18 protein-coding genes and 1 pseudogene are annotated in these 21,616 nt (G+C 49.8%); 9 read left to right on the top strand and 10 right to left on the bottom strand.

All coding sequences use genetic code 11. The features are described from left to right. The first annotated feature begins 43 nt into the window (after positions 1-43). On the top strand, positions 44-811 hold the full coding sequence (locus QN379_RS12910) for an enoyl-CoA hydratase/isomerase family protein (RefSeq protein WP_322237610.1): 768 nt from the start codon (positions 44-46) through the stop codon (positions 809-811). Positions 812-994: 183 nt separating this feature from the next. Here QN379_RS12910 and QN379_RS12905 read toward each other — a convergent pair whose 3' ends face one another. Beyond that, on the bottom strand, positions 995-1,468 hold the full coding sequence (locus tag QN379_RS12905) for a DUF3237 domain-containing protein (RefSeq protein ID WP_323506801.1): 474 nt from the start codon (positions 1,466-1,468) through the stop codon (positions 995-997). A gap of 845 nt (positions 1,469-2,313) precedes the next feature. On the opposite strand from QN379_RS12905, the gene QN379_RS12900 reads away from it, so the two are divergent. From QN379_RS12900 to QN379_RS12885, 4 genes are all read left to right on the top strand, one after another. Next, positions 2,314-3,963 carry a 3-(methylthio)propionyl-CoA ligase gene (locus QN379_RS12900; protein ID WP_323506800.1) on the top strand — a complete coding sequence of 550 codons (1,650 nt, stop codon included), beginning with the start codon at positions 2,314-2,316 and terminating at the stop codon, positions 3,961-3,963. A gap of 93 nt (positions 3,964-4,056) precedes the next feature. Further along, a complete protein-coding gene (locus tag QN379_RS12895; RefSeq protein ID WP_323506799.1) occupies positions 4,057-5,310 on the top strand; it encodes an ABC transporter substrate-binding protein in 1,254 nt (417 codons plus the stop codon). A gap of 67 nt (positions 5,311-5,377) precedes the next feature. After that, positions 5,378-6,277, top strand: a complete 900-nt coding sequence (locus tag QN379_RS12890) for an SMP-30/gluconolactonase/LRE family protein (protein ID WP_323506798.1) — start codon at positions 5,378-5,380, stop codon at positions 6,275-6,277. Further along, a complete protein-coding gene (locus QN379_RS12885) occupies positions 6,274-7,041 on the top strand; it encodes an SDR family oxidoreductase (RefSeq protein ID WP_323506797.1) in 768 nt (255 codons plus the stop codon). Before QN379_RS12890 ends, QN379_RS12885 begins: the two co-directional genes overlap by 4 nt. A 520-nt stretch (positions 7,042-7,561) precedes the next feature. Here the strand turns inward: QN379_RS12885 and QN379_RS12880 are convergent. Beyond that, a complete protein-coding gene (locus QN379_RS12880; RefSeq protein WP_323506796.1) occupies positions 7,562-8,629 on the bottom strand; it encodes a porin in 1,068 nt (355 codons plus the stop codon). A 485-nt stretch (positions 8,630-9,114) separates the two neighbouring features. Here QN379_RS12880 and QN379_RS12875 point away from each other — a divergent pair, with 485 nt between their 5' ends. The 3 genes and pseudogenes from QN379_RS12875 to QN379_RS12870 all read left to right on the top strand — a co-directional run bounded on the left by QN379_RS12875 (position 9,115) and on the right by QN379_RS12870 (position 11,026). After that, positions 9,115-9,882: a glucose 1-dehydrogenase gene (locus QN379_RS12875; protein ID WP_323506795.1), complete on the top strand. Its 768-nt coding sequence runs from the start codon at positions 9,115-9,117 to the stop codon at positions 9,880-9,882. A 247-nt stretch (positions 9,883-10,129) separates the two neighbouring features. Next, positions 10,130-10,306 (top strand): annotated as a pseudogene (locus QN379_RS23710) (helix-turn-helix domain-containing protein); the annotation flags it as partial. A gap of 108 nt (positions 10,307-10,414) precedes the next feature. Then, positions 10,415-11,026, top strand: coding sequence for an IclR family transcriptional regulator domain-containing protein (locus QN379_RS12870; protein ID WP_323506794.1), 612 nt, complete (start codon positions 10,415-10,417; stop codon positions 11,024-11,026). Between the two features lie 303 nt (positions 11,027-11,329). Here QN379_RS12870 and QN379_RS12865 read toward each other — a convergent pair whose 3' ends face one another. From QN379_RS12865 to QN379_RS12845, 5 genes are all read right to left on the bottom strand, one after another. Further along, complete coding sequence (locus tag QN379_RS12865) at positions 11,330-13,009, bottom strand: carboxylesterase/lipase family protein (RefSeq protein WP_323506793.1); 1,680 nt, start codon at positions 13,007-13,009, stop codon at positions 11,330-11,332. Next, positions 13,006-13,965, bottom strand: a complete 960-nt coding sequence (locus QN379_RS12860) for an amidohydrolase family protein (RefSeq protein ID WP_323506792.1) — start codon at positions 13,963-13,965, stop codon at positions 13,006-13,008. Before QN379_RS12860 ends, QN379_RS12865 begins: the two co-directional genes overlap by 4 nt. Before the next feature lie 215 nt (positions 13,966-14,180). After that, the gene (locus tag QN379_RS12855; RefSeq protein WP_322237621.1) at positions 14,181-14,996 is read right to left on the bottom strand and encodes a cyclase family protein; all 816 of its coding nucleotides are present in this window, start codon (positions 14,994-14,996) and stop codon (positions 14,181-14,183) included. A 154-nt stretch (positions 14,997-15,150) separates the two neighbouring features. Then, entirely contained in the window at positions 15,151-16,074 is a 924-nt protein-coding gene (locus QN379_RS12850) for a 3-keto-5-aminohexanoate cleavage protein (protein WP_323506791.1), read from the bottom strand. Between the two features lie 241 nt (positions 16,075-16,315). Then, on the bottom strand, positions 16,316-16,468 hold the full coding sequence (locus QN379_RS12845) for a hypothetical protein (RefSeq protein ID WP_322237626.1): 153 nt from the start codon (positions 16,466-16,468) through the stop codon (positions 16,316-16,318). 745 nt (positions 16,469-17,213) lie between these two features. Between QN379_RS12845 and QN379_RS12840 the strand changes: the two genes are divergently transcribed. Then, the gene (locus tag QN379_RS12840; RefSeq protein WP_323506790.1) at positions 17,214-18,365 is read left to right on the top strand and encodes an amidohydrolase family protein; all 1,152 of its coding nucleotides are present in this window, start codon (positions 17,214-17,216) and stop codon (positions 18,363-18,365) included. 161 nt (positions 18,366-18,526) lie between these two features. Here the strand turns inward: QN379_RS12840 and QN379_RS12835 are convergent, their stop codons facing one another. The 3 genes from QN379_RS12835 to QN379_RS12825 all read right to left on the bottom strand — a co-directional run bounded on the left by QN379_RS12835 (position 18,527) and on the right by QN379_RS12825 (position 21,609). After that, the gene (locus QN379_RS12835; protein ID WP_322237632.1) at positions 18,527-19,267 is read right to left on the bottom strand and encodes a TetR/AcrR family transcriptional regulator; all 741 of its coding nucleotides are present in this window, start codon (positions 19,265-19,267) and stop codon (positions 18,527-18,529) included. A 345-nt stretch (positions 19,268-19,612) separates the two neighbouring features. Then, positions 19,613-20,794 (bottom strand): porin, encoded by a 1,182-nt coding sequence (locus tag QN379_RS12830; protein ID WP_323506789.1) that lies wholly within the window; start codon positions 20,792-20,794, stop codon positions 19,613-19,615. A 110-nt stretch (positions 20,795-20,904) separates the two neighbouring features. Then, positions 20,905-21,609: a VOC family protein gene (locus tag QN379_RS12825; protein ID WP_322237636.1), complete on the bottom strand. Its 705-nt coding sequence runs from the start codon at positions 21,607-21,609 to the stop codon at positions 20,905-20,907. Positions 21,610-21,616 lie beyond the last annotated feature (7 nt).

The following is a 21,616-nucleotide window of genomic DNA, read 5'->3' as shown; positions in this document are numbered from 1 at the left end:
GTATTCAGCAACGCACTGCAAAAAATTACTCATGGAGAACACAATGACTTTTATTACAACCGAGATTGTCGATCACATTGCCGTTATTACGATGGATGCGCCACCGGTCAATGCGGTGTCCCCGGCATTCATGACAGAAATGATTACGGCCTTTGACATGATTAACGATTTGGACGATATCCGTGTTGTAGTGCTCACTGGAGCGGGCAAGATTTTTTCCGCCGGTGCAGATATTAAGGCGCGTGCCACACTTGTCGTACAACCAGGTGATCGTTGGACCAGTGCGCGTCTCGCACGCGAAATGAGTTATTCAATCCTTGAGTGCAAGAAACCTGTCATTGCTGCCGTGAATGGTCCCGCGTTAGGCGCTGGGTTAGGGATTGCGGCATCATGCGATATCTTGCTATGTTCAGAGAATGCGTGTTTCGGCTTGCCCGAGGTAGATGTTGGATTAATGGGTGGTGGAAAGCACGCCATGCGTTTGTTTGGTCACTCGCTATCGCGCCGTATGATGTTCACCGGATATCGCGTACCGGCGGCGGAGCTTTACCGACTTGGTATTGTGGAGACCTGTGTGCCACTGGATCAGTTAATGCCCGCAGCGATGGACATGGCCCGGATCATCGCATCCAAGAGCCCGATTGCCAGCCGTACCGCAAAAAATTCGGCGGCGACGATCGAGAACATGACCTTGCGCGATGGCTATCGCTTTGAACAAAATATGACCGCAGAATTAGGTCGAAGCGAAGATGCTAAGGAAGCCATGCGCGCCTTCTCTGAAAAAAGAACACCTGTGTTCGTCGGAAGATAAGTACCTTATTACACAGCGCTTCACGGCTAAGTTATCAAGACAGATCAATCGTCAAAAAATAGCTAGAATAAAGTTTCTCCCGCACATGCTGAAGATTATTCTTTCATCAGTATATCGCGGGAGATAATTGTTTCTTACGACGAAATTAAGACGCCTGCTAATACCAGTTACGGTATTTCTACATCAGGTAATTTCAAATACCTCATACATTGGACCCGTGTCCGTTCGCGTACCGTTGGCGACGGCAATGACTTTATTTAGCCATGCATATTGCGGCGCTTCGGTTTCGAAGGTCAGACTAGTGCGAGCGTAGACATTTTCATATGGTTGCGTTTCTCTCTGAATGAAGCGTTGCATGTTTTCTGGAGATGCATGCGCCAACCCTCTATATCGCAGAGAAATCAGCGCATCATCACTCGTCTTCAATGTCGTCCGTACGTCGATTTCCATGACGCCATCGCTACGAAAACGCACCCAGTCGGCACCGTCCGGCAACACCTCGCCGCGTAATCTATCTCCCTCAAATCGGCCGCCATCAACTGGCGCAATGATACGACGACCAGTTGGTACGTTGCCGATAGAATAAATACGGTCATACGCCACCTCTAAATACATGGTGAACAAATGTCTGGATTGCAAAGTTTTAATCGATTGCATGGAAACCTCATAAAGATGATTGGGTATTACGGTTTTGTTACTACGGCTTGTTGACATGTAACGGTTAAAGATGGGGTGAGTGACCACTGAACTCATCCACCATCAAAGCTATTGCGGTTGCGGTTGCGGTTGCGGTTGCTGTTGCTGTTGCTGTTGCTGTTGCTGTTGCGGTTGCGGTTGCGGTTGCTGTTACAGGCGCAGCCACCTTTGACGTTGCAGTTGATTTTGAAGTGGCACTTGACCTACTCCGACATTGGCGCTGCCAAGTTTTTCGGCCGTTAGTCGGGAATTGTTGGAAGACATGTTTGAGCCGAAGGCGAGTTGGTCTTTCAACCCGACTGACGGCCGAAAAATTTGGGAACCCGAAGGGCAGCGTCTCTGCGGTCGCCTTCTTTTTGGTTACTCTTTTCTTGGCGAAGCAAGAAAAAGTAACTAGCTGTCGGGCTACCCCCGACCAGCACCCACGAAGCATTAACCGTGTTAAGTAACGAAGACCGTATTTGCCAACTGTCGGGCCACCTTAGACCAGCATCCAAGGAGCACCAACCGCCTCAGCAACCAACCAACCAACCAATCAACCAATATCAACATTCAATTGTAATAGACAAAAAATACCATTAAAAAATACCTGACACCTACACTGTGATCCCAATTACGGATGTGATATTCATCAGAAATTGACAGGTTAGATTGCCCAATTCCCATTCAAATGGAAAAATGAAATAAGACTGTACCAACACCATCGTTGCCGCCGTACAGCATAACCGTATTCGTGAATGCCACGCATTGAGCCAATCATCAAAAGTATAAAAAACGACGACCAACAATTTCAACCGGAGTCCCCTATGCACGGGCTAATGCAACAGCAAGAACTCTTAATCTCCTCCCTGATTGAACACGCAGTAGCATTTCACGGCGATACAGAGATTGTCTCCAATATGCCCGAAGGAGGGCAGCACCGTACCAATTGGCGCGGCATTCATGGACGCTCAAAGCAACTTGCCAATTGTTTGAAAGCGTTGGGCGTCGGGCACGGCGCACGTGTAGGAACCCTCGCATGGAATACCCACCGCCACCTGGAATTATATTTCGGTGTATCCGGTATTGGCGCGGTTCTACATACGGTTAATCCCAGATTATTCCAGGAGCAGATCGAATATATCGTCAATCATGCTGAGGATGAATATCTGTTTTTTGATATTTCATTTGCCGCACTCGTTGAAAAAATTGCACCCCAATGCCCCACTGTGCGTGGCTTTATTGCGATGACTGATCGCCAAAACATGCCCGATATCGACGTCAAGAATCTACTGTGTTACGAAGACTTGCTGGCGGCGCAGATTGATCGCTACGATTGGCCGCAATTCGATGAAAATACCGCATCCTCACTTTGCTACACATCAGGAACCACCGGTCGCCCGAAGGGTGTTTTGTATAGTCATCGTTCGACAGTTTTACACTCGTTTATCGTCTGCGCAAAAGATGGTCTGGGCCTCTCCGCAAGTGATGCCGTTTTGTTGATAGTGCCCTTATTCCATGTCAATGCATGGGGAGTTCCCTACGCAGCAGCCATGTGTGGTGCAAAACTGGTATTGCCAGGACCAACGCTTGATGGGGCTAGCATCTACGGCTTATTACGTGATGAAAAATGTAATTTCTCACTAGGCGTGCCCACGGTCTGGCTTAGTTTCCTTGATTATGTTGAAAGCCAGCGAGCAGCGCTAGACCTTGAAGAGATTAGGCTTGCACGCGTAGTGATCGGCGGTTCGGCCGCACCACGCGCCATTATCGAAAAATTCGACACGCTATTTGGTGCTTTCCTCATACAAGCATGGGGCATGACCGAAACGAGTCCACTTGCATCGATTGGCAATTTGCTAGCGAAGCATCGCGATTTGTCACTAGAAAAGCGCTACGACTTGCAGTATAAACAGGGCCGGGCAATCTATGGCGTGGGTATCAAGATCGTCGATGAAAAGGGCGATTCTCTGCCACATGATGGCAAGGCGTTTGGTGAGCTGAAAGTCCGTGGCCCGTGGGTCATTGCCAATTACTACAAGTCGGAAGAAACAACCCAACTCGATGCAGATGGGTGGCTAACAACCGGTGACGTCGCGACGATTGATGGCGATGGCTATATCCAGATTACCGATCGATCAAAGGATGTCATTAAGTCAGGCGGGGAGTGGATTTCTTCGATTGACCTTGAAAATGCGGCGTTGAGTCACCCTGCAGTTCAGGAAGCCGCTGTGATCGGTGTTAGTCATAGCAAATGGCAGGAGCGACCGCTTCTCATCGTTATTAGAAAGCCAAACATGGCGCTAGCCTCTTCGGAAATGCTGTCATTTCTTTCCGACAAAGTGGCGAAATGGTGGTTGCCCGACGAGGTCGTATTCGTAGAGACATTACCCCATACTGCGACTGGAAAACTATTAAAGACGGCGTTGCGCGCGCAGTTCCGCGATCATCGTTTGGCGAGTGACCCGGCAGGATGATGTTTGATTGCGGCAATCTTGCCGTAGTTCCGAAAATTGGATAACAAGTGGTAGGCCGAAGCAGTTTATAAAAGTAATCATAGAGGAGACAAAATGAAAAAAACGAGTAAACATCCGCGACACTATTTGTCAGGATTGGGCCGGACAGTTTTTTTTGCTCTGCTGGTCGGAGGTATATCGGCTAATGCGTTAGCGCAAATATCCGATAATGTTGTACGCATCGGCGTATTGAATGACCAATCTGGTCCTTATGCTGGCGAATTAGGCCCCGGAGCGGTCGTTGCCGCCAAAATGGCGATTGAGGATTTTGGTGGAAAAGTCGCCGGAAAACCGATTGAACTGGTCGTAGGAAATGATCAGAACAAGCCCGATGTCGGTTTAAACATTGCCCGCAAATGGATTGAGTCCGACGGTGTCGATGCCATTATCGGCGGCTCGGCATCCTCTGTTGCATTAGCGGTTCAGGATTTTTTGCGCGAGAAGAAAAAGCCACTTCTCATAGCTGGCAGCGGTTCTGCTGATTTAACCGGCAAAGCATGTTCGCCGACCAGCATTCAATTCGTCTACGATAGTTATTCTTTCCCGAAAGCAGTCGTAGGATCATTGTCGAAACAGGGCGTGAAGACCTGGTTTTTCATCACAGTCGATTACTCGTTCGGAAAAACAATGCAGGCCGAAGCAACGCATTTTATTGAACAGAGCGGCGGCAAAGTGATTGGCTCCGTGAGGCATCCGCTTGGTACCAGTGATTTTTCGTCCTACATTTTGCAAGCACAAGCGAGCGGGGCGCAGGCCATTGCATTCGTGAATGCAGGTGCAGATTTTGTGAATGGCATCAAACAAGCAAGGGAATACGGTTTGAATAAAAACGGTCGCATCTTGACCTCGTTCGGCGTCACAACCAATATGGTGTTGGGAGTCGGGCTGGCTTCAGCGCAAGGTATGCAATTTGCTGATCCGTTTTATTGGGACGCGACCGCTGAGGGGCGCACCTGGTCAAAGCGATTCATGGAGCGCTTTAACGGTCAGGCACCGACCTTTCAACAAGCGGGGACTTATAGCGCCGTTTTGCATTATTTAAAAGCGGTAGAAGCCAGTAAGAGTGATGATGGACCGACCGTCGTGGCGAAAATGAAATTGACACCCATTAATGATTTTGCGATGAAAAATGTCCATATTCGCGAGGATGGCCAAACCATGCGCCCGATGTACCTGGTCCAGGTTAAAACGCCTGCCGAGTCAACATCCAAGTACGACCTTTACACGATAAAAGGCATTATTCCGCCAGAACAAGTCTGGCGCCCTTTAAGTGAAGGGGAGTGTCCGTTTGTTGGGAAAAAATCATAAGCGCATCGCTGGCCTTCTTGAAGGTCAGCGGCACACCATGCAATTAACTTAAAAAAGTGAGGTTGACGTGAACATAACACCTTTGATTGGCAGGAAAGATTTGCTCGGCGAATGCCCGATTTGGGATGCGCAAAAGCAGTCGTTATATTGGGTCGATGCGGTTGGACGGTTGGTACATCGCTATGAACCATCAAGTGGAAATCGTGACAGCTGGTCAGTACCATCTGTCATAGGATCCATTGCTTTAGCGCAGGATGGATGCATTATTCTGGCGCTCGAAGATGGATTTTATAGGCTCGATACGGGCTCGGACGCAATAGAACTGATCGCATCGCTGCAGCATCCAGCGGAAAAAATGCGGTTAAACGACGGCCGCACTGATCGGCAAGGACGTTTTTTGTCCGGTTCGATGGTGGTTGGCAGGCATGACAGGGAAGGCGCGCTGTATCGCCTGAATCTTGACGGTAGTGTTGAAATCCTCGATAACGGTATTGCAATATCGAATTCGATTTGCTTCAGCCCGAAAGGTGACCGCTTGTACTATTCCGACAGCCTGGCACATACCATCTACACCCGCACCTACGATACGGTCAGTGGAGAAGTTGGGCCACGTGAAGATTTTGTTCATACTCTCGCACTCGGTTCCGCTCCGGATGGTGCAACAGTCGACGCTGAAGGCTACTTGTGGGTTGCGTTGGTACAAAGTGGAAAGCTTGCACGTTTTAGTCCCGATGGGGCGCTGGAGCGACAAATTATGTTTCCAACCACTTTTGTGTCATGTCCCTGTTTCGGAGGGGCTGACCTTGACATTCTCTATGTCACGACCATCAGCAATTCGGGCAACCTGCTGGTGGCAACGGATGAGGGCGCAGGGTATGTGTACGAAATTACTGGACTTGGCATATCCGGTATCGAGGAAGTACGCTTTGGCGGGGCGAGAAAAAATCTTGAAATGGAACGAGTATGACAACGAACACAACAAGGCGGCTCGAAGGAAAAGTAATGCTGGTCACCGGCGGTGGACGTGGAATCGGACGTGCGATCAGTAACGCTTTTGCCAGAGAAGGCGCGCATGTCGGCATATTGGACATAAAGGGTGAGATTGCAGAAGAGGCCGCGCAGGCGATTCGCGCTGAAGGCGGTAGTAGTGTCGGATTTACCGGCGATGTTTCGCAGCGGGATAGTTTCATTAGAACGATTGACGCTTTACAAAAGCAATTTGGACGCTTTGATGGTCTTGTCAATAACGCGATTTGGGTACGTTACGGCGCCATTAGTTCCATCACTCCCGAGATGCTGGATCGTATGGTCGGTAGTGGTTTCAATTCAGTCATTTGGGGAATGCAGGCGGCAGGCGCGGCGATGGAAGAGTGTGGTGGTTCCATCATTAATATTGCATCGGTCGCGGGTTATCTCGGCATGTCTAACGCGGCAGCCTATTGCGGTATTAAAGCCGGTGTAATAGGGTTGACGCGTGCCGCAGCCACGGATTTTGGTCCGTCGGGCATTCGGGTCAATGCGATTGCACCTGGCTCTATTCCAACCGATGGCGCGATGATCAATGTCGATGAGCAGAAAATGCAGCAACGCATCAGTAAGACACCATTACGACGCTTGGGAACGGTAGACGATATTGCTTCTGCCGCATGTTTTCTGGCCTCGGATGAGAGTAGTTTCATAACAGGTGAAATATTGACCGTGGATGGTGGTATCGCTCGCGCATTTCTATGATCTGTTGACCGGCACGACTGATTGCCGCATTGACCTGTTTTGAACGGATGAGGCTTGAACACAAAATGGTCATACGTCATTCGCTTAAAATATTCACCGAACCAGCTAAAGAAAACGGTACCTGACTTGCGGAGAATTCTGGCCTGCGGATCCGGAATTTTTCGAAGTAAAAAATGTGAATCGGAATACATTATCACCGCACTGTAAAGCCTGTATTAAAGCACGCTTTTGTGGAGTGAAAACGGCTGGTGACGATGTAAAAAAAGTGGAGCATGCCTTCCCTATAAGGTAAATAGTCTCATCCTCTCACATGCGCTCCGATGTACTTAGCACGTGGACTACCTCGCTGCTTTGCTGGTACCCGCTCGACTAAAATTTGTGCAATGTAAAAATGGTGCAACATATCGGCATGGCTGATGATCGATTGGCTATCGCTTGGTTATCGATTAATCGTCGATATCGCACCTTTATCGCATGTCTCTGGTTGCGGCATATGCGTATACCGCAACCAACATTCACATTAGAACAAATGCTTTATGCCCAATGCAACCGCGCCTGACTGCGCATTGACTGCGCTCGCGGGTGCACCGGAAATCGCACTGATGGGTACCTTGCCGTTATGATTTCTGGTGATGAGCGTATAGAGAGAAGTGCGTTTCGATAGTGCGTAATCTGCATTCAATACCAGCTGTTTGCTAGTCGTATTAGTGATGTTTTCTTTGAGATTAAAGAATTGTGCCGCTACGCTAAGTTGGGTAGTGATCAAATAATTTCCCCCTACACTCCACATCTTTGAATCGCGCCAGGGAAGCCCGCTCGACAGGACCGGCGGATTGGAATTATTCACGTTTGTGAATGTTCCCGTGACCTTGAATTTCCCCGTTTTGTAGGATGCACTGAGTACGCTCCAATCAACATGATGACCCAGACGGTCATTGTCTCTCTGCATGCCTGCAACAGTCTTGAAGCCGCCGTTTAAATAGGTCACCGTACCGCCAAAATTGGTACCAGCTTTGTTGTCCCCAGAGACCTCACCGAATGCATAATTGGTCTGAAGCGAAAAGCCGCCGTATTCTAAACTTTCAAACTTGGCCTGATTACTATTCCAATAATCATTGGCGAGCCCTTGGGGCAACGTTGCCGTCACCATGCCAGTATTTGCACCATCAATGATCGCAACGCCATTGAGTAGCGCGACAGCGCCAGAGGTCAGGTGACGGCCAAAGGTTACTTTGCCGAAGTTGCCTTTCAAACCGACGTAGTTAGACAAGTTATAGAGGGATGCGACGCCAGGGTTGGTTCCTGTGAAAGCAGTGCCGCCACCGACGCCGGTATCGAGTGCAAGCTGACTCTCTAGAACGAATATTGCCGATAGTCCGTCGCCAAGGTCTTCGGTTCCCCTAAAACCAATAAATGACGTGGTCGCTGAGCTTGACGTCATTTGTGTGACGTGTGAATTGGTTGCAGCACCGGTTGAAATCGCCGCAACGTTGACATCTAATATGCCGTAAATAGTCACGGATGATTGCGCTTTGGCTGGATTGCAAAAAATGCTTAATACCGCCAATGAAACAAGTGTCTTTCTCATGCTAATGTCTCCTCCATTCATATTTTTTTATGCTTGTAATGAAATGCAGTTTCAGATGTCTTTGAACTGGCGCTCTTTCTTGAGAGCAGGCTAAATAATGTTGCGGCTGATTGTTCCCATCAAGCCAAATAGCAGTTGGCGTCGCGATATCACGTACGTAATTTTCAGATGTCTTTTTTTGCGCGTGCCAGACGTTTAGGAGGGAATAATGTAGTTGTTCTTATGATCCGTATCAGGTTCTCGGTGCGAATGACAGGGCAGGATCAGGGAATCGGCAGGCAAACACCGGTCCATGATTGGGGTATTTTGTAGACGCAATTCCGGTAACAACATGTGTCTTGACAGTCTCTTTGTCAGGGGGTATCTTCTTCATTACCTGCCGACAGGTTAGTAAAAATGAAGCATATAAATTTCGCTAAGTATTGGCATAGAAGAAACAAAAAAAATCAAAAAAATCAACTAATAAAAAAACGGAGATAGCCGGAGTGGAATCTAAGAATGCAGGATTACTTGACGGGAAATTAGTGCTCATTACCGGTGCCGGACAGGGTATTGGTCGGGAGATCGCCTACGAGATGGCCCAAGTAGGCGCTAAGGTTATTCTCACGGATATTGGTACGGCTGGATGCAAAGCCACTGCGGAACAAATCTCCGCGGACGGTGGTTCTGCATGGCACTTCGAACTGGATGTTACCGACGTCGAGGCCTGTGGCGAATTGGCAGAAAAAGTGTTGCGCGAGATTGGCAACATCGATTGCCTGATCAACAACGCAGGTATTCTCATCCGTGAAGGGATCGATAGTCCCAATGCGCATCAAAATTTGCGGCGTGTGCTGGATGTTAATTTGATCGGTCCCTTCAATATGATCCACGCCTGGTTGCCTGCGCTGCGCGCTACGCGGGGAAATATCATTAATATTGCTTCTGGCGCGGCATTTGTCGGCATACCGGGTACGCTCGGCTATTCTCCTTCCAAGGGTGGTCTTAAGATGCTCACCCAGTCGATGGCGAACGATCTTGCGGCAGATGGGATAAGGGTCAATGCGATTGCGCCCGGCGTCATCGAAACGCCGATGACGGAAGTTACCCGTTCCAGCAAAGAAAATCTAGAAAACTTTATGCGACGTATACCGATGCGACGACTAGGCCAGCCGCGTGAGTTGGCGGGGCCAATTATATTTTTAGCATCTGAACTGGCGACTTACGTGACCGGCGTCACGCTCCCTGTAGATGGTGGTTTTCTGGCGGCTTAGTTGAAATGATGGTGTTCGGAGCGGCCGACAGGACGGGATCAAATGCGACGATTCCAGCACTACAATAACGGACTTGAATTGGATTTAATGGTGGACTTGATATTGGGTCTGATATCGGGCTTGTTGCAGGGCATAATGGTCAATCTAAACGATCGTTAGAATCGTGTTGTTCAGACCGCATAGTGCATATATAAAGAACCCGCGTGGCGTAGCGTGCCGAAAAGGTTCATATAGCATTCATACATGAATGGAGACAAATATGGCAGTCACAGCGGCCGTTAAATCGGCAATTAGAGTTATCGAGATTTTCGAATTTTTTGAGAGTTCGCGTGAACCGCGCTCTCTGAAGGAGATCATCAGTCACCTGCAGTATCCTCAGTCAAGTTCCACCGTATTGCTAAAAAATCTCGTGAGCCTTGGTTATCTTAGCTACGATTGCCAGCTTCGGAAATATTTCCCGACACCGCGTCTGGGACGATTGGGAGATTGGGTCTCGGAATCGCTTTTTGGGGAAGGACGAATTTTGAGCGTCATGAATGAAATACACAGATTGACCGGTGAATTGGTTGGTGTTGGTATTCAGAACGACGTTAATCTGCAATACCTCAAAATCATCCAGCCAAAGCACAGTCTTCCCTATTTCGTCCCGGAGGGAAACATGCGGTTGCTGACGCAATCAGCTGGTGGCTGGATGTTGCTGGCGGCACAACCGCTCCGCAAGGTCGATTACACCGTACGACGTGCCAACCTCACCGCCGAGCATCCGGAGGAGCGGGTGCAGGTCGATCAATTCATGGAGCGGATTGCAGAGGTCAAGCGTAACGGCTATGCGTATTCTGAGAATGTTCCTTTCGCTGATTCCGCGACGCTATGCGTTCCACTGCCGATTACGTTGAAGGGACAGTCAGCTACACTCGGTATCGGTGGATTAACCGATCAAATACGACCACGCAAGAAAGAATTGGCAGAGTTGTTGTTGCGGGCGATGCAATTGTTAATTACAGATCGTCCCATCGAGGAACTAGGTAAAGAAGTGGCGATGCCTAACTCAACGCCAAACTGGCGCTCGGATTGTATTTCGCCGGTACGTCGAAATTGGTTTGATTCCTTGGGGCAGATTGAAGAGGATGTTGCCCATCACTGAACTACTGCAATTGAACTACTGCAATTGAACTACAACAACTGAATGGAACGGACGAATTCAGAGGCTGAGCTGTTGATTTATGCAGCGATAGGAGTCTCGCCAAAGATTTTTTTGTATGCACTTTGAGTGCTTTACGTGCAGCGGTTGCTTAACAATATGCGCAAGTTTGCTGTTGAGATTTGACAAGCGAATAGGGCGCAGCCGTGACGGTTGGCGGTCGTTTGATCGCACCTTGGGCGCGATCAAACGAATTGGCGGACCTTCCGTCCGCGTCTTCGTTAAAACCAGTGGTGAGTACCTGATTTATTTACGTAGTTTTAGCTTCTCGCGAAGATTTTTAACAAGAAGATCTTCGAGCGCCGGCACGTTTTCTGCCCCGTGGCGAACGAAGAGGTTCCATTCCGCCGTCAGCAACCGTTCCTTCGTGTGGACCTGTGTTCCGAACCAAAGCACCGTTTGGGTATCTTCGTCGAAACGTTTCCACGTCAAGCCAGGCTCGCCGTTTCGGATAAATGCTGCATAGAGTTTGCCCATGTCATCTGAAACACGCTTAAGTTCTTCTCTGTCGGTACCGTCGAAGCCAGGCCATTGCTGTAAGTCTTTTTCCGTAAGGTTGCGCCACAGGAATGGCATATCGCCGGTGTGCACCGCACGCAGATCCCCATCCCACCCCGGGAGATCGTAAGCGAATTCAAATACATGAATTGGAACGCCTTGCGATGCGAAATTTTTCGCAATCGCCAACGATGAGAACTTGAAGAACTCGAAAGACATGATGTCAGAAAGCACGTGCCCTGGCCTTTTATGATCCGGATAAAGCTGCGAATATCCATCAAATAATTCCTTCGCTCGGGCATCACCAAAAATTTGCGCGAGGACAGCGATCGCCTGCGTCTCGGTTCCATTTTTGATTGTTTCGGAATGGCCACGGAAGAACTGCCACTCGTCTTTTGCGAAGCCAATCATCAAGGCTTGCTGCGACTCTCCGAGGTTGCGCTGGGATAGGTATTGAGCTGGCGCTTCCCGGATCCAGTTTCCATCAATGACCCCTCCCAACGGACGCCAGGCGACGTTATCGTCCGGATCACAAAATCGCGTAAGAACGTTCTGAGCGGCGAGGAATTTAGTTGGATCAAGGTCGTTCAGATCCGAAAGATTCTTGATGCCTAATAATTCGATATATTTCTCCGCTACAACGACGGCTTCTTCTTTTTGCTGTGTACACCATACGTTGAACGGCGACAGCGACTGCAAAATTGCCCGTTTGAAGTATTGCCGCGAGTCAGGATTCGTCATCAAATGCGAAACCGCTGTCGCGCCCGCTGATTCACCACCGATAGTGATGTTGTCCTTGTCGCCGCCGAAAGATTCGATATTATCGTAGACCCACTTTAGCGCAGCGATCTGATCTTGAATGCCTAAATTAATCGCTTCAGGAAATTCATCGCTGATCAGACCGAAGTGAACCCAACCCAACGCGCCCATTCGATAATTCGGCCGCACAATAATGATGTCTTCTTGTTTCGCGAGGTTTTCGCCACGCTCAACCTCAAAAGATCCTGAACTTACCGCGTTTGCACCGCCATGATAGTAAACATACACGGGAAGCTTTGAATCCGGCTTTGCTTCTGGCACCCACATGTCGAGATAGAGACAATCTTCGCCGACGTTATCCTGATTATACGTTTTACCAACATATCCAGGCCACGCAGGAATGCCGGGTACTCCCGGGTCAATTGTCTTGACCTCATCGAATATTTGTTCCGCATTAGCCAGGTTCATCTGGTAGGACGCAAGACCGGCTACTTTTGCCTGGCGCACCCCGTCCCACGGCGCGAGCGGCCGTGGCGATTTGAAGCGGAGTTCACCAACAGGTGGACGTGCAAAAGGTACTCCGCGAAAAACCCGAAGACCATCTTCGGCACTACCTTCAAGCGCTCCCAAGGGGGTCGTGACTATATTTGGATTTGTTAATTTACTCATAATTTTACCTCTTCAAGTCGTGCCGCGGCTGCAGGAAACAGACGCAAGGCGTTGTGGCCGATTTCTTCGATTTGGTCACGCGTAAGTCCGCAGAAACGTAATAGTGCGTCAATGTTAGCCGCCAAAGTCGCTTCCGTGGAGCAAGGCACGCCGCAGTCCGAACCGTAAACAATGTGATCGCATGTGGTCATGGCCAACGCCGGTGCGAGCGTGTGAACTGTGCCCGTGGCAGCAGTGTCGAGATAGAGCTGACTGAGGTGTTCCCGCATTTCTGCTTGAGTGATCTGGTTTGGATTCGGTACCCAAGCCTCTGTGCCGAGAGCGATCAGCCTGCCGGAGAGTGCGGGCAGGGCTCCTCCGCAGTGGGCGATGACGAGTTTCATTTTGGGAAATTTACGAAACGTGCCAGCGTACAACATGTCAACGATGGTGCGGGCTGTTTCGAACGCGACTTCTAGAAGCGGGCTCGGGCGACCTAATGACGCGGGAGCATAGGCATTCGGGTGGACGAACACGACCGCGCGCAGGCGATCCAGTTCGGCCCAGACCGGCTCAAGGCTGGGATCTCCAAGATAGACGCCGTTGTACTGGCAGGTTACCGCGAAGCCGTCCGCGTGCAAATCGTTTGTTGCACGTTCAATCTCGGCGAGGGCGGCGCTGGGGTTGTCGGTTGGCAGCGCTGCAAGGAGGCCGAACCTTGATGGATACTGCGACACGAGTGAAGCGCCGTAGTCGTTGGAGGCAACGAGGGCGTCCAAGGTCTTCGGAATGTTGCTGAGCATCTGCATCGCCATACCCGCGCGGTCCATGTATTCCAGCGTACCTTCGGGGCTCCACTGGTAAGGCTCGGGGGCAAGGAAACATTCCGCTCGCATAGCCTTCCAGCGCGTCTGTCGCTCCTCATCAGTGATAGGCGGAGTGAAATGTGCGTGTACATCAATCCAGTTAGAAACCATGATCGTAATCTTTCAATTAGTGGGCTCGGTGTTTAACCAGGCCGAGTTATGTTGTGCCCGTGTTCTCTGCGGCGATATAGGACATTTTTGCCAGACTCCAAAAATGGTGGCAATTGAAGTCCGGGACGTCCGTGGATCCGAGCAAAATTTTGCCTACGCCAGAGCGCTGAGCGCATAAAGTACGAGGATAAAAAGCAGAATACTCTGTGAAAATTTTATACCGATTGCGGCATTTGATCTCCTTCCGTTAAAGGCTTTTCATCAAGAATTGCCACGGCACGGGTCCATCCTGCAGAGGCGCCTCTTATCTTTACGGGAAAGCAGGACACGGTAAAACCCTTTGAGGGAAGGCTCTCAAGGTTGTGCAATTTCTCAAGGTGGCAATAACCTATTTCGCGCCCCGCTTTATGCCCCTCCCAGATCAGACTTGCATCTTGCGTTTCCGCATACTTGGTTTGCGTATGAACGAACGGGGCGTCCCAACTCCACGCGTCCGTTCCTGTTAGACGCACTCCACGCTCGAGCAAATAAAGTGTTGCCTCGCGCCCCATGCCACATCCGGCTGAGGTGTAATCCGGGTCGCCATAGGCTAAGCCAGCGCGGGTATTCACGAGAACGATATCGAGCGGTTGCAGGGTATGAGCGATGCGGCTCAATTCTGCCTCGACGTCTCTTGCGGTGACCAGATATCCATCAGGAAAGTGCCTGAAATCAAGTTTGATTCCTGATTGCAAGCACCAGTCGAGCTGGACCTCGTCAATCGTAATCGCTCGCTCGCCGCGATTCATTGTCGAATGAAAGTGATACGGTGCATCAAGGTGGGTACCGTTATGCGTCATCAGATTTATCCATTCAATAGCCCAACCTTCCTCCTGAGGAAGATCCTCTGGTTTTAGACCAGGAAAGAATTTAGCGATATCTTTAGCCGTGCCTTTGTGGGTCAAATACTCGATATGGGGACCGTAGCCCGGTGGATCCGATATAACATCGTTTTCCAAAAATACAGAAATATCAATCAGTTTGCGCGTCATAGTGGTCCAATTACTAAAGTGTTTTTCAAATGAAGCGGGATGTTCAATAGTGCGCAATGACCATCTCGCGGACGACGACCGGAATATCTGGCGTGGCCATCGGTAGTCGCTTCATATCTTGTCGCCTGTCCTCTGGCTCTATCGTTTTTGCTGGCTAAAATGCGACGTTCTCACTTCCTTTCAACTGCAGCATTTCCCGCGCCTCGTCGGGTGTCGCGATCTCATAGGACAACTCTTCGAGAATTCGGCGGATTTTAAGTACCTGTTCGGCATTGGATACCGCGAGTTTTCCGCGACCGAGGAAAAGACTGTCCTCAAGGCCGACCCGCACGTTGCCGCCCATGATCGCGCCATAGGTGAGCAAAGACATTTGGCTGCGTCCTGCGCCTAGGACTGACCAGTGATAGTCACGGCCAAACAAGCGATTCGCCGTTTGGCGCATAAAAGCGACGTTCTCCGGATCAGCACCAATACCACCCATGATGCCGAAAACGGTTTGAATTAAAAACGGTGCTTTGATCAGGCCTGCGTCGACAAAATAGGCGAGATTGTAGAGATGCGATACGTCATAGCACTCGAACTCAAATCTCGTGGCACACCCTTCGCCTACCTCGAGCAAGATCCGGCGGATGTCCTTAAAGGTATTGCGAAAAATGCCCTCTTCCGAAGCTTCGACATAAGGCTTTTCCCAATCGTGTTTCCAATCAAATTTATTCGCAATCGGGTGAAATGAGAAATTCATTGTGCCCATGTTCAACGAAGCCATTTCCGGCTTCAACCGCAACGCGGCTGCTATACGTTCGTCAACCGTCATCTTCGTACTGCCACCAGTCGTGATATTGATGATCGCATTTGTGGCCTGCTTTATTTCAGGTAGAAACTGCAGGAAGACTTCGGGATCTGCAGTTGGCCGACCGTCGTTTGGATCCCTGGCATGCAAGTGCAGAATAGCTGCACCGGCTTCGGCAGCCGCGATAGCCTGCTCGGCAATATCTTTCGGCTTGTAGGGCAGATACCGGGACATTGACGGTGTGTGGACCGAACCAGTTACCGCACACGTGATTATCACTTTTTTCATTGTTATGACCTATCTCGAATATTCAAAACATATAATGGTGGAAATGCCGCTTCCTTACTTCACTGATGCGTATTTGTGGCACGCTAGAGAAATTGCAAAATTAGATAGATTTCTTTATTAACACCCTTGCATAGCGTGTATACCTCCGTAGACAAAGGCAATTAAGTTTCGGCCCCATTGCCCGCGCCGGGTCCGCAGGCAACTTTCGTTAATCTCTCGACGCGCTTGTCTGTAATGTCCATTAAGAGCGCACCCAAGCCTGATCATCGGCCATGTACAGCGATAACTCGTCCCGTTCCGGGAATAGCACTTGCGGTGTTGCGATAAAATCCTTGGCAATAATGTCGTTGTAGCGTTGCATTGGACACACTGCAATTTCTGCGTGTTTCCGCATATCCTAGCCACTAAAATAAACATTCTCCGTCCCGATGTGATCGGATTTACACTAGATGTCTCACCGGGCAGGCACGATTTTTTCGAACATATCCGGGACACTTATTTAGTCCTTTGCCTCTATTAGAAGATTCAGAAGCGCGTCGATATTGGGCTTTCGATGCGCCAAAGTTGTCTCGAATAAACCGTCCTTTTTGGCGAAAGAATGGCCGGCCAATCTGGATTGAACCCCGCTGTCATTCGCAATATCAAGGATAGAAACGCCATCGTAACTTCGCATCGCGAACAATTTCTCCATGCTTAGCCAGATGGTCTTTTTTCGATCCTGCTTGAAAAATTTCGACACCAGAGCTTGATTGATACTGACTTTCTTCATTGCTCCAACCCAAATACTACACAACTGTGTAAGTTACGCCATACAAATTGAACCGTCAAGTTCATTTTTTTTCTTTTCTCTAAAATGAAATACTTTCAATTCTCAGAACACTTGTCCCGCTTTGCCTCCGAAATACAAAAACTTGACTCAATCAAAATCCATTTTTATTATACATATGTGTAATATACACTTATGTAACACTCATTGCTACGTTAGGATTGCCCATGTCTTTGGCAATCACGCAAATAGAACAGGCCCTAAACGATTGTGGATTTATCAAGTCTCTCGAGTTCCCCGCGGGCGAAGGCGAGATTTTGCAATGGGCAGCTCTAAAAAACGTGCTGCCCCTGGTATAAAAGGAGAGTCTGGAATGCATCAAATGCGTACCTGCGCCTGCATGGTGGCGTCTCATTCACATGCCGGGCATCAAGCATCGTCCGGCACGCCTGCGCGCGCGCAGCCGGGACGGCATCAACATTCAGCCCCCGAAACCATCCTTGCTGCTGGTCGCGGCAAGTCCCCTACGATCGACGTGCATTGCCACGTGATGGTGCCACAGGTGGAACTCATACTGGATATCGAAGCGCCGGTCGAGAAGCAGGCGGCAGCCATGGCATTGCTGGAGGGCCAGGGAAGGCCATCTACGGAATACAACCAACGCATGTTCCGCGAACTGGAGCCGAAGATGACGTTGCCGGAAGTGCGCTTAAAAGATATGGACAGCATGGGTGTCGATGTACAGATTCTGAGTCCTTCACCAACCCAGTACTACTACTGGGCGGCTCCATCGCTGGCAGAAAAGATCGTTCGCATGCAAAACGAGACGGTGGCGAATCTCTGCCGACTTCATCCGGAACGATTTGCCGGACTCGGTACCGTGTCCTTGCAACATCCAGAGCTTGCGGTAGCGCAGCTCGAATACGCGATGCGCGTGCTTGGCTTGAAAGGTGTCGAGATCTCCACCCAGGTCAATGGCCTCGAATTGTCCGATCCGGCGTTCGAATGCTTTTGGGCCGCAGCGGAACGCCTCGGAGCGGTGGTGTTCCTCCATCCGCTGGGTTGTTCGTTAGGGCAGCGTATTGGACACTTTTACCTATCCAATATGATCGGGCAACCGGTTGAAACAGCAACCGCCCTGGCTTTGCTGATGTTCAGCGGCGTGATGGACCGATATCCTGACCTGAAGCTACTCGCGGCGCACGGCGGCGGATTTTTGCCTTTTTACGCTGGGCGCTTCGACCACGGTTACAAGGTACGGCCCGAAGCGCAGGGCATGAAATATTCGCCTTCCGACTATCTCAGACGCATTCATTATGACTCGCTCGTTTATGAACCTGCAGCATTACGTTATCTGATCGATAAGGTTGGACTGGAACGCATAGTCATCGGCACCGACTACCCCTTCGATATGGGTCATTACGACGTAAGTCCCTATGTGATGGCTGTTCCCGGCCTGGACGAAGCAGAACAAAAGGCGATTCTGGGAGGTAACGCCGCGAGATTGTTTGGTCTGCTGGCCTAAGCGGTATGAGCGGCACCTGGTCGCATGGATGCCATGCGAGTCAGGTAGCGCCCCAACTGAAGGAACATCCTTGATAGTCAATAATCGTAGACGATCCTGGCATATGTGCTGACATCAACACCATGTCGCAGTTAACAGCTAAAACATAACAGTGGATGCTTTCACGAAGTTTTCTTCTTACTGACCTGACGCGGGTTGACGGCCACGCGCGAGGCAACGCCCGATTTGGCAGATTTCTTTTTGGGTTGCGCTGGCATAGCGCGTATACCACCGCAAATAAAGGCAACCAGGTCCGGCCCCCTATCAACCCCACCCGCCTTACAGACGCCTTTCGACAGTCTCTCGACACGCTTGTCTGCAATGTGCATTAAGAGCGCCCCCAAAGCCCACTCATAGGCCCAGTAAAGCGATGATTCGTCACGATCAGGGAATAGCACTTGCAGTGCATCGATAAAGTCTCTCGCAAGAGGATCGTAATAGCGTTGGATGACACGCACAGCAATTTCTGATTGTTCCCACACTGTCCTGGCCACCAAAATCAGAAAATTTTCCCCGTCGGGGTGTGCTCGCATTTGCACTACTGGCGCGCACCACGCATGCACGATCTTTTCGAGCGCATCCGGCGCATCGATATGTGCCTTTGCTTCCTTTAAAAGATTCAGGCGTTCGTCGATATTGGGTTTCCGATGCTCGAAAATGGCTTCGAACAAATTGTCTTTTTTATCAAAATAGTAGCCGACCAATCTGGATGGAACCCCGGCGTCATCCGCAATATCACGGATAGACACGCCATCATAGCTTCGCATCGCGAATAACTTCTCCGCACTCAGCAAGATGTCTTTTTTTCGATCTTGCTTGATGAATTTCAACACTGGAGCTTGATTGATATCGTCTTTTTTCATTTCGTTGGCCCATGCGTTACACAAGTGAGCAATTTAAGCAGTCAAGACAGAACCGTCAAGTTCATTTTCTCCTTTTACCTAAAAAAGGTTCTTTCAATACTCAGAATGGATGTCGCGTATTTCCCCTGAAATGAAAAAAACTTGAGGACATTAACACCCATCACTAAAAAATAGCCTTTGAATACTGCAGTTGGCCCGTCGCGATTTGGCCCAATTTCGTGCGTACCCGATTTAATAACACTGGGTTAGCTGCTCGCGAAGATTGCTGATAAGAAGATTTTCGAGCGCCCGCACGCTGTCTTATCATATGATCACCCATACAGCGACGGGCCTGTTCAACCAAAATTAAAACGTGTGACGGACACCAGTAGTGATTGCTGTTTGGTTACCGGCAGAACCGGTTCCATCAAAAATGCCGGGATTGTTAGTGTTTGAAGCACGTATGTTCTGCACAACGGCATACACATCTGTCCGTTTCGACAGGAAATAGTCGGCACCCAGATTGAACTCGTTCAAGGTGCCGATACTGGAGACACCTGCGAAATTAAGTCGGTTATGTATAACGCTTGCCTGCAGGCGCAAAGTAGGAGTCAGAAAGTAATTCACGCCGAGTTCGTAAAGGTTAGCCTTCCTGTTGCTCAGACCGCTAACGACATTGGTAGTTGAAGCGCTTGCCAACGGTTGCCCGGAGCTTGAGAAATAACCGTACACGCGTACTGCTGAACTAACTTCGTAGCTAGCGCCAAGACTGTATACCTTCAATGCTATCTGGCCCGGTTTGCCTATGAACGCAGGAGCGAATATTCCACCGCTTCCTTCAATGGTAGTATCGCTAGGGGTTCCGGTTGCGACGTTTGCTGCGGTTGTGCCACCGAGTTTCGATTGGTAGTAAGCAGTGTATAAGGCGAGTGGACCGTTAACATATTGACCGCCGAGGCCGAGCGACTGGCCGGAAGAGTTACTACCTGCCGTTTCGCCGAAACCATAAATGGCGCTGGCAGTGAAACCAGCCAGGTTCACTGTATCGTAACGGATCGAATTGATGGTGAGAGCACCTTCGGTACGGTTCATATAGTGGCCTACACTTCCAACCAGAGCACCGAAACTACCGCACGCATTCCACCGGCATGTGTCAAACATAAAATCAGTTTGGCGACCTAATTTAACGGTACCGAAGTCCCCGGCCAAGCCGACTAACGATTGACGACGGAACAACTGGGTACCAGTGCGGTCTTGTAAAGTCAGTGCACCGGTGTCGACGGCGAAACCGGCTTCCAGTTGAAATATAGCTCTCAATCCGCCGCCTAGATCCTCTGAGCCTTTAAAGCCGATACGCGGGCCTGTCACGCTGCCCGCACTTAATTGCAATTTGCTGCCTGTTTTTGATGCAGAGCCAGCAGGAGTCGCGGCTTTGTTTTCATAAGCGATACCAGTATCAAGAATCCCGTAGATGGTGACCGCGCTTTGCGCTTGTGCTGAACCTCCGATTGTTCCGAGTATCGCCAGTGCAATGATTGATTTTTTCATTTGATTTCCCCTAGTAACCATTTTGAGGTCGCCGTATTTTGTCCCGGATGGACGCACTACGGCGATTTGCACCTATGTATGTAGACTCTTGTAATGACTCAACGTCGGCATTAAAGCTTTACTGGCGCCCTTCGGATTTCTTTTATTCCCTCGGTAGTTTTGACGCCAAGTGCATATAGGCCGGCAGACTTTCCGTTGTAACGAATTTCAAAAGGAAACTGTGATGGTCGAACAACGTCGCCCAGCCATTCCGCGAAGGCGGACTCCGTTTCGCCAATTTCAATCCAGAGCAGCCCTTGGCCCTTTGCGCTTCCTGTCCCAGGCTCCACAGGCAAACTGGCTACGTGAGGAGGAGGAGGTGAGCCCGGTTTGAAGTAAAGGTTGGGTTTCCCCATTGGCCATGCGGTCATTGCACTGGGGGTTTGCAGTGAAAAGCCCCGGCTACCGTTCATCATTTGGCGGCCGGCCTCTTTTCCGGTCAGGTTTGCATCCACGATGGTATTGTGGTGGGCAGCAAACATTTCCATTTCCTCCATGGTGTCTGCTCGCAGGCACCATCCGATAAAGCAATCTCCATCCATGGTTTGTTGCTCAAAGAATTGGGCGGTCGAATTCTCCTTCTTTAGGATCGTATGATCGACGATGCTCTCAATCTCGATGTATATGTCATCTGAGAGCGGCACTACTTTATGACCAAGTCCATATAGTGGAAAAAATCCGCCATCATAATTGCCCAGTCCGGTCTCCCGACTGAGTCGAAAGGTCGCTTCATAAACGTTTTGCGCCGCCAAACATACATGGTCAAAGTGAATCATTTTGTAA

This window comes from Glaciimonas sp. Gout2, assembly GCF_035018905.1.
GTDB lineage: Bacteria > Pseudomonadota > Gammaproteobacteria > Burkholderiales > Burkholderiaceae_D > Glaciimonas.
The sequence above is the reverse complement of the archived record's forward strand: the minus strand, read 5'-3'. Positions and strand labels throughout refer to the sequence as shown.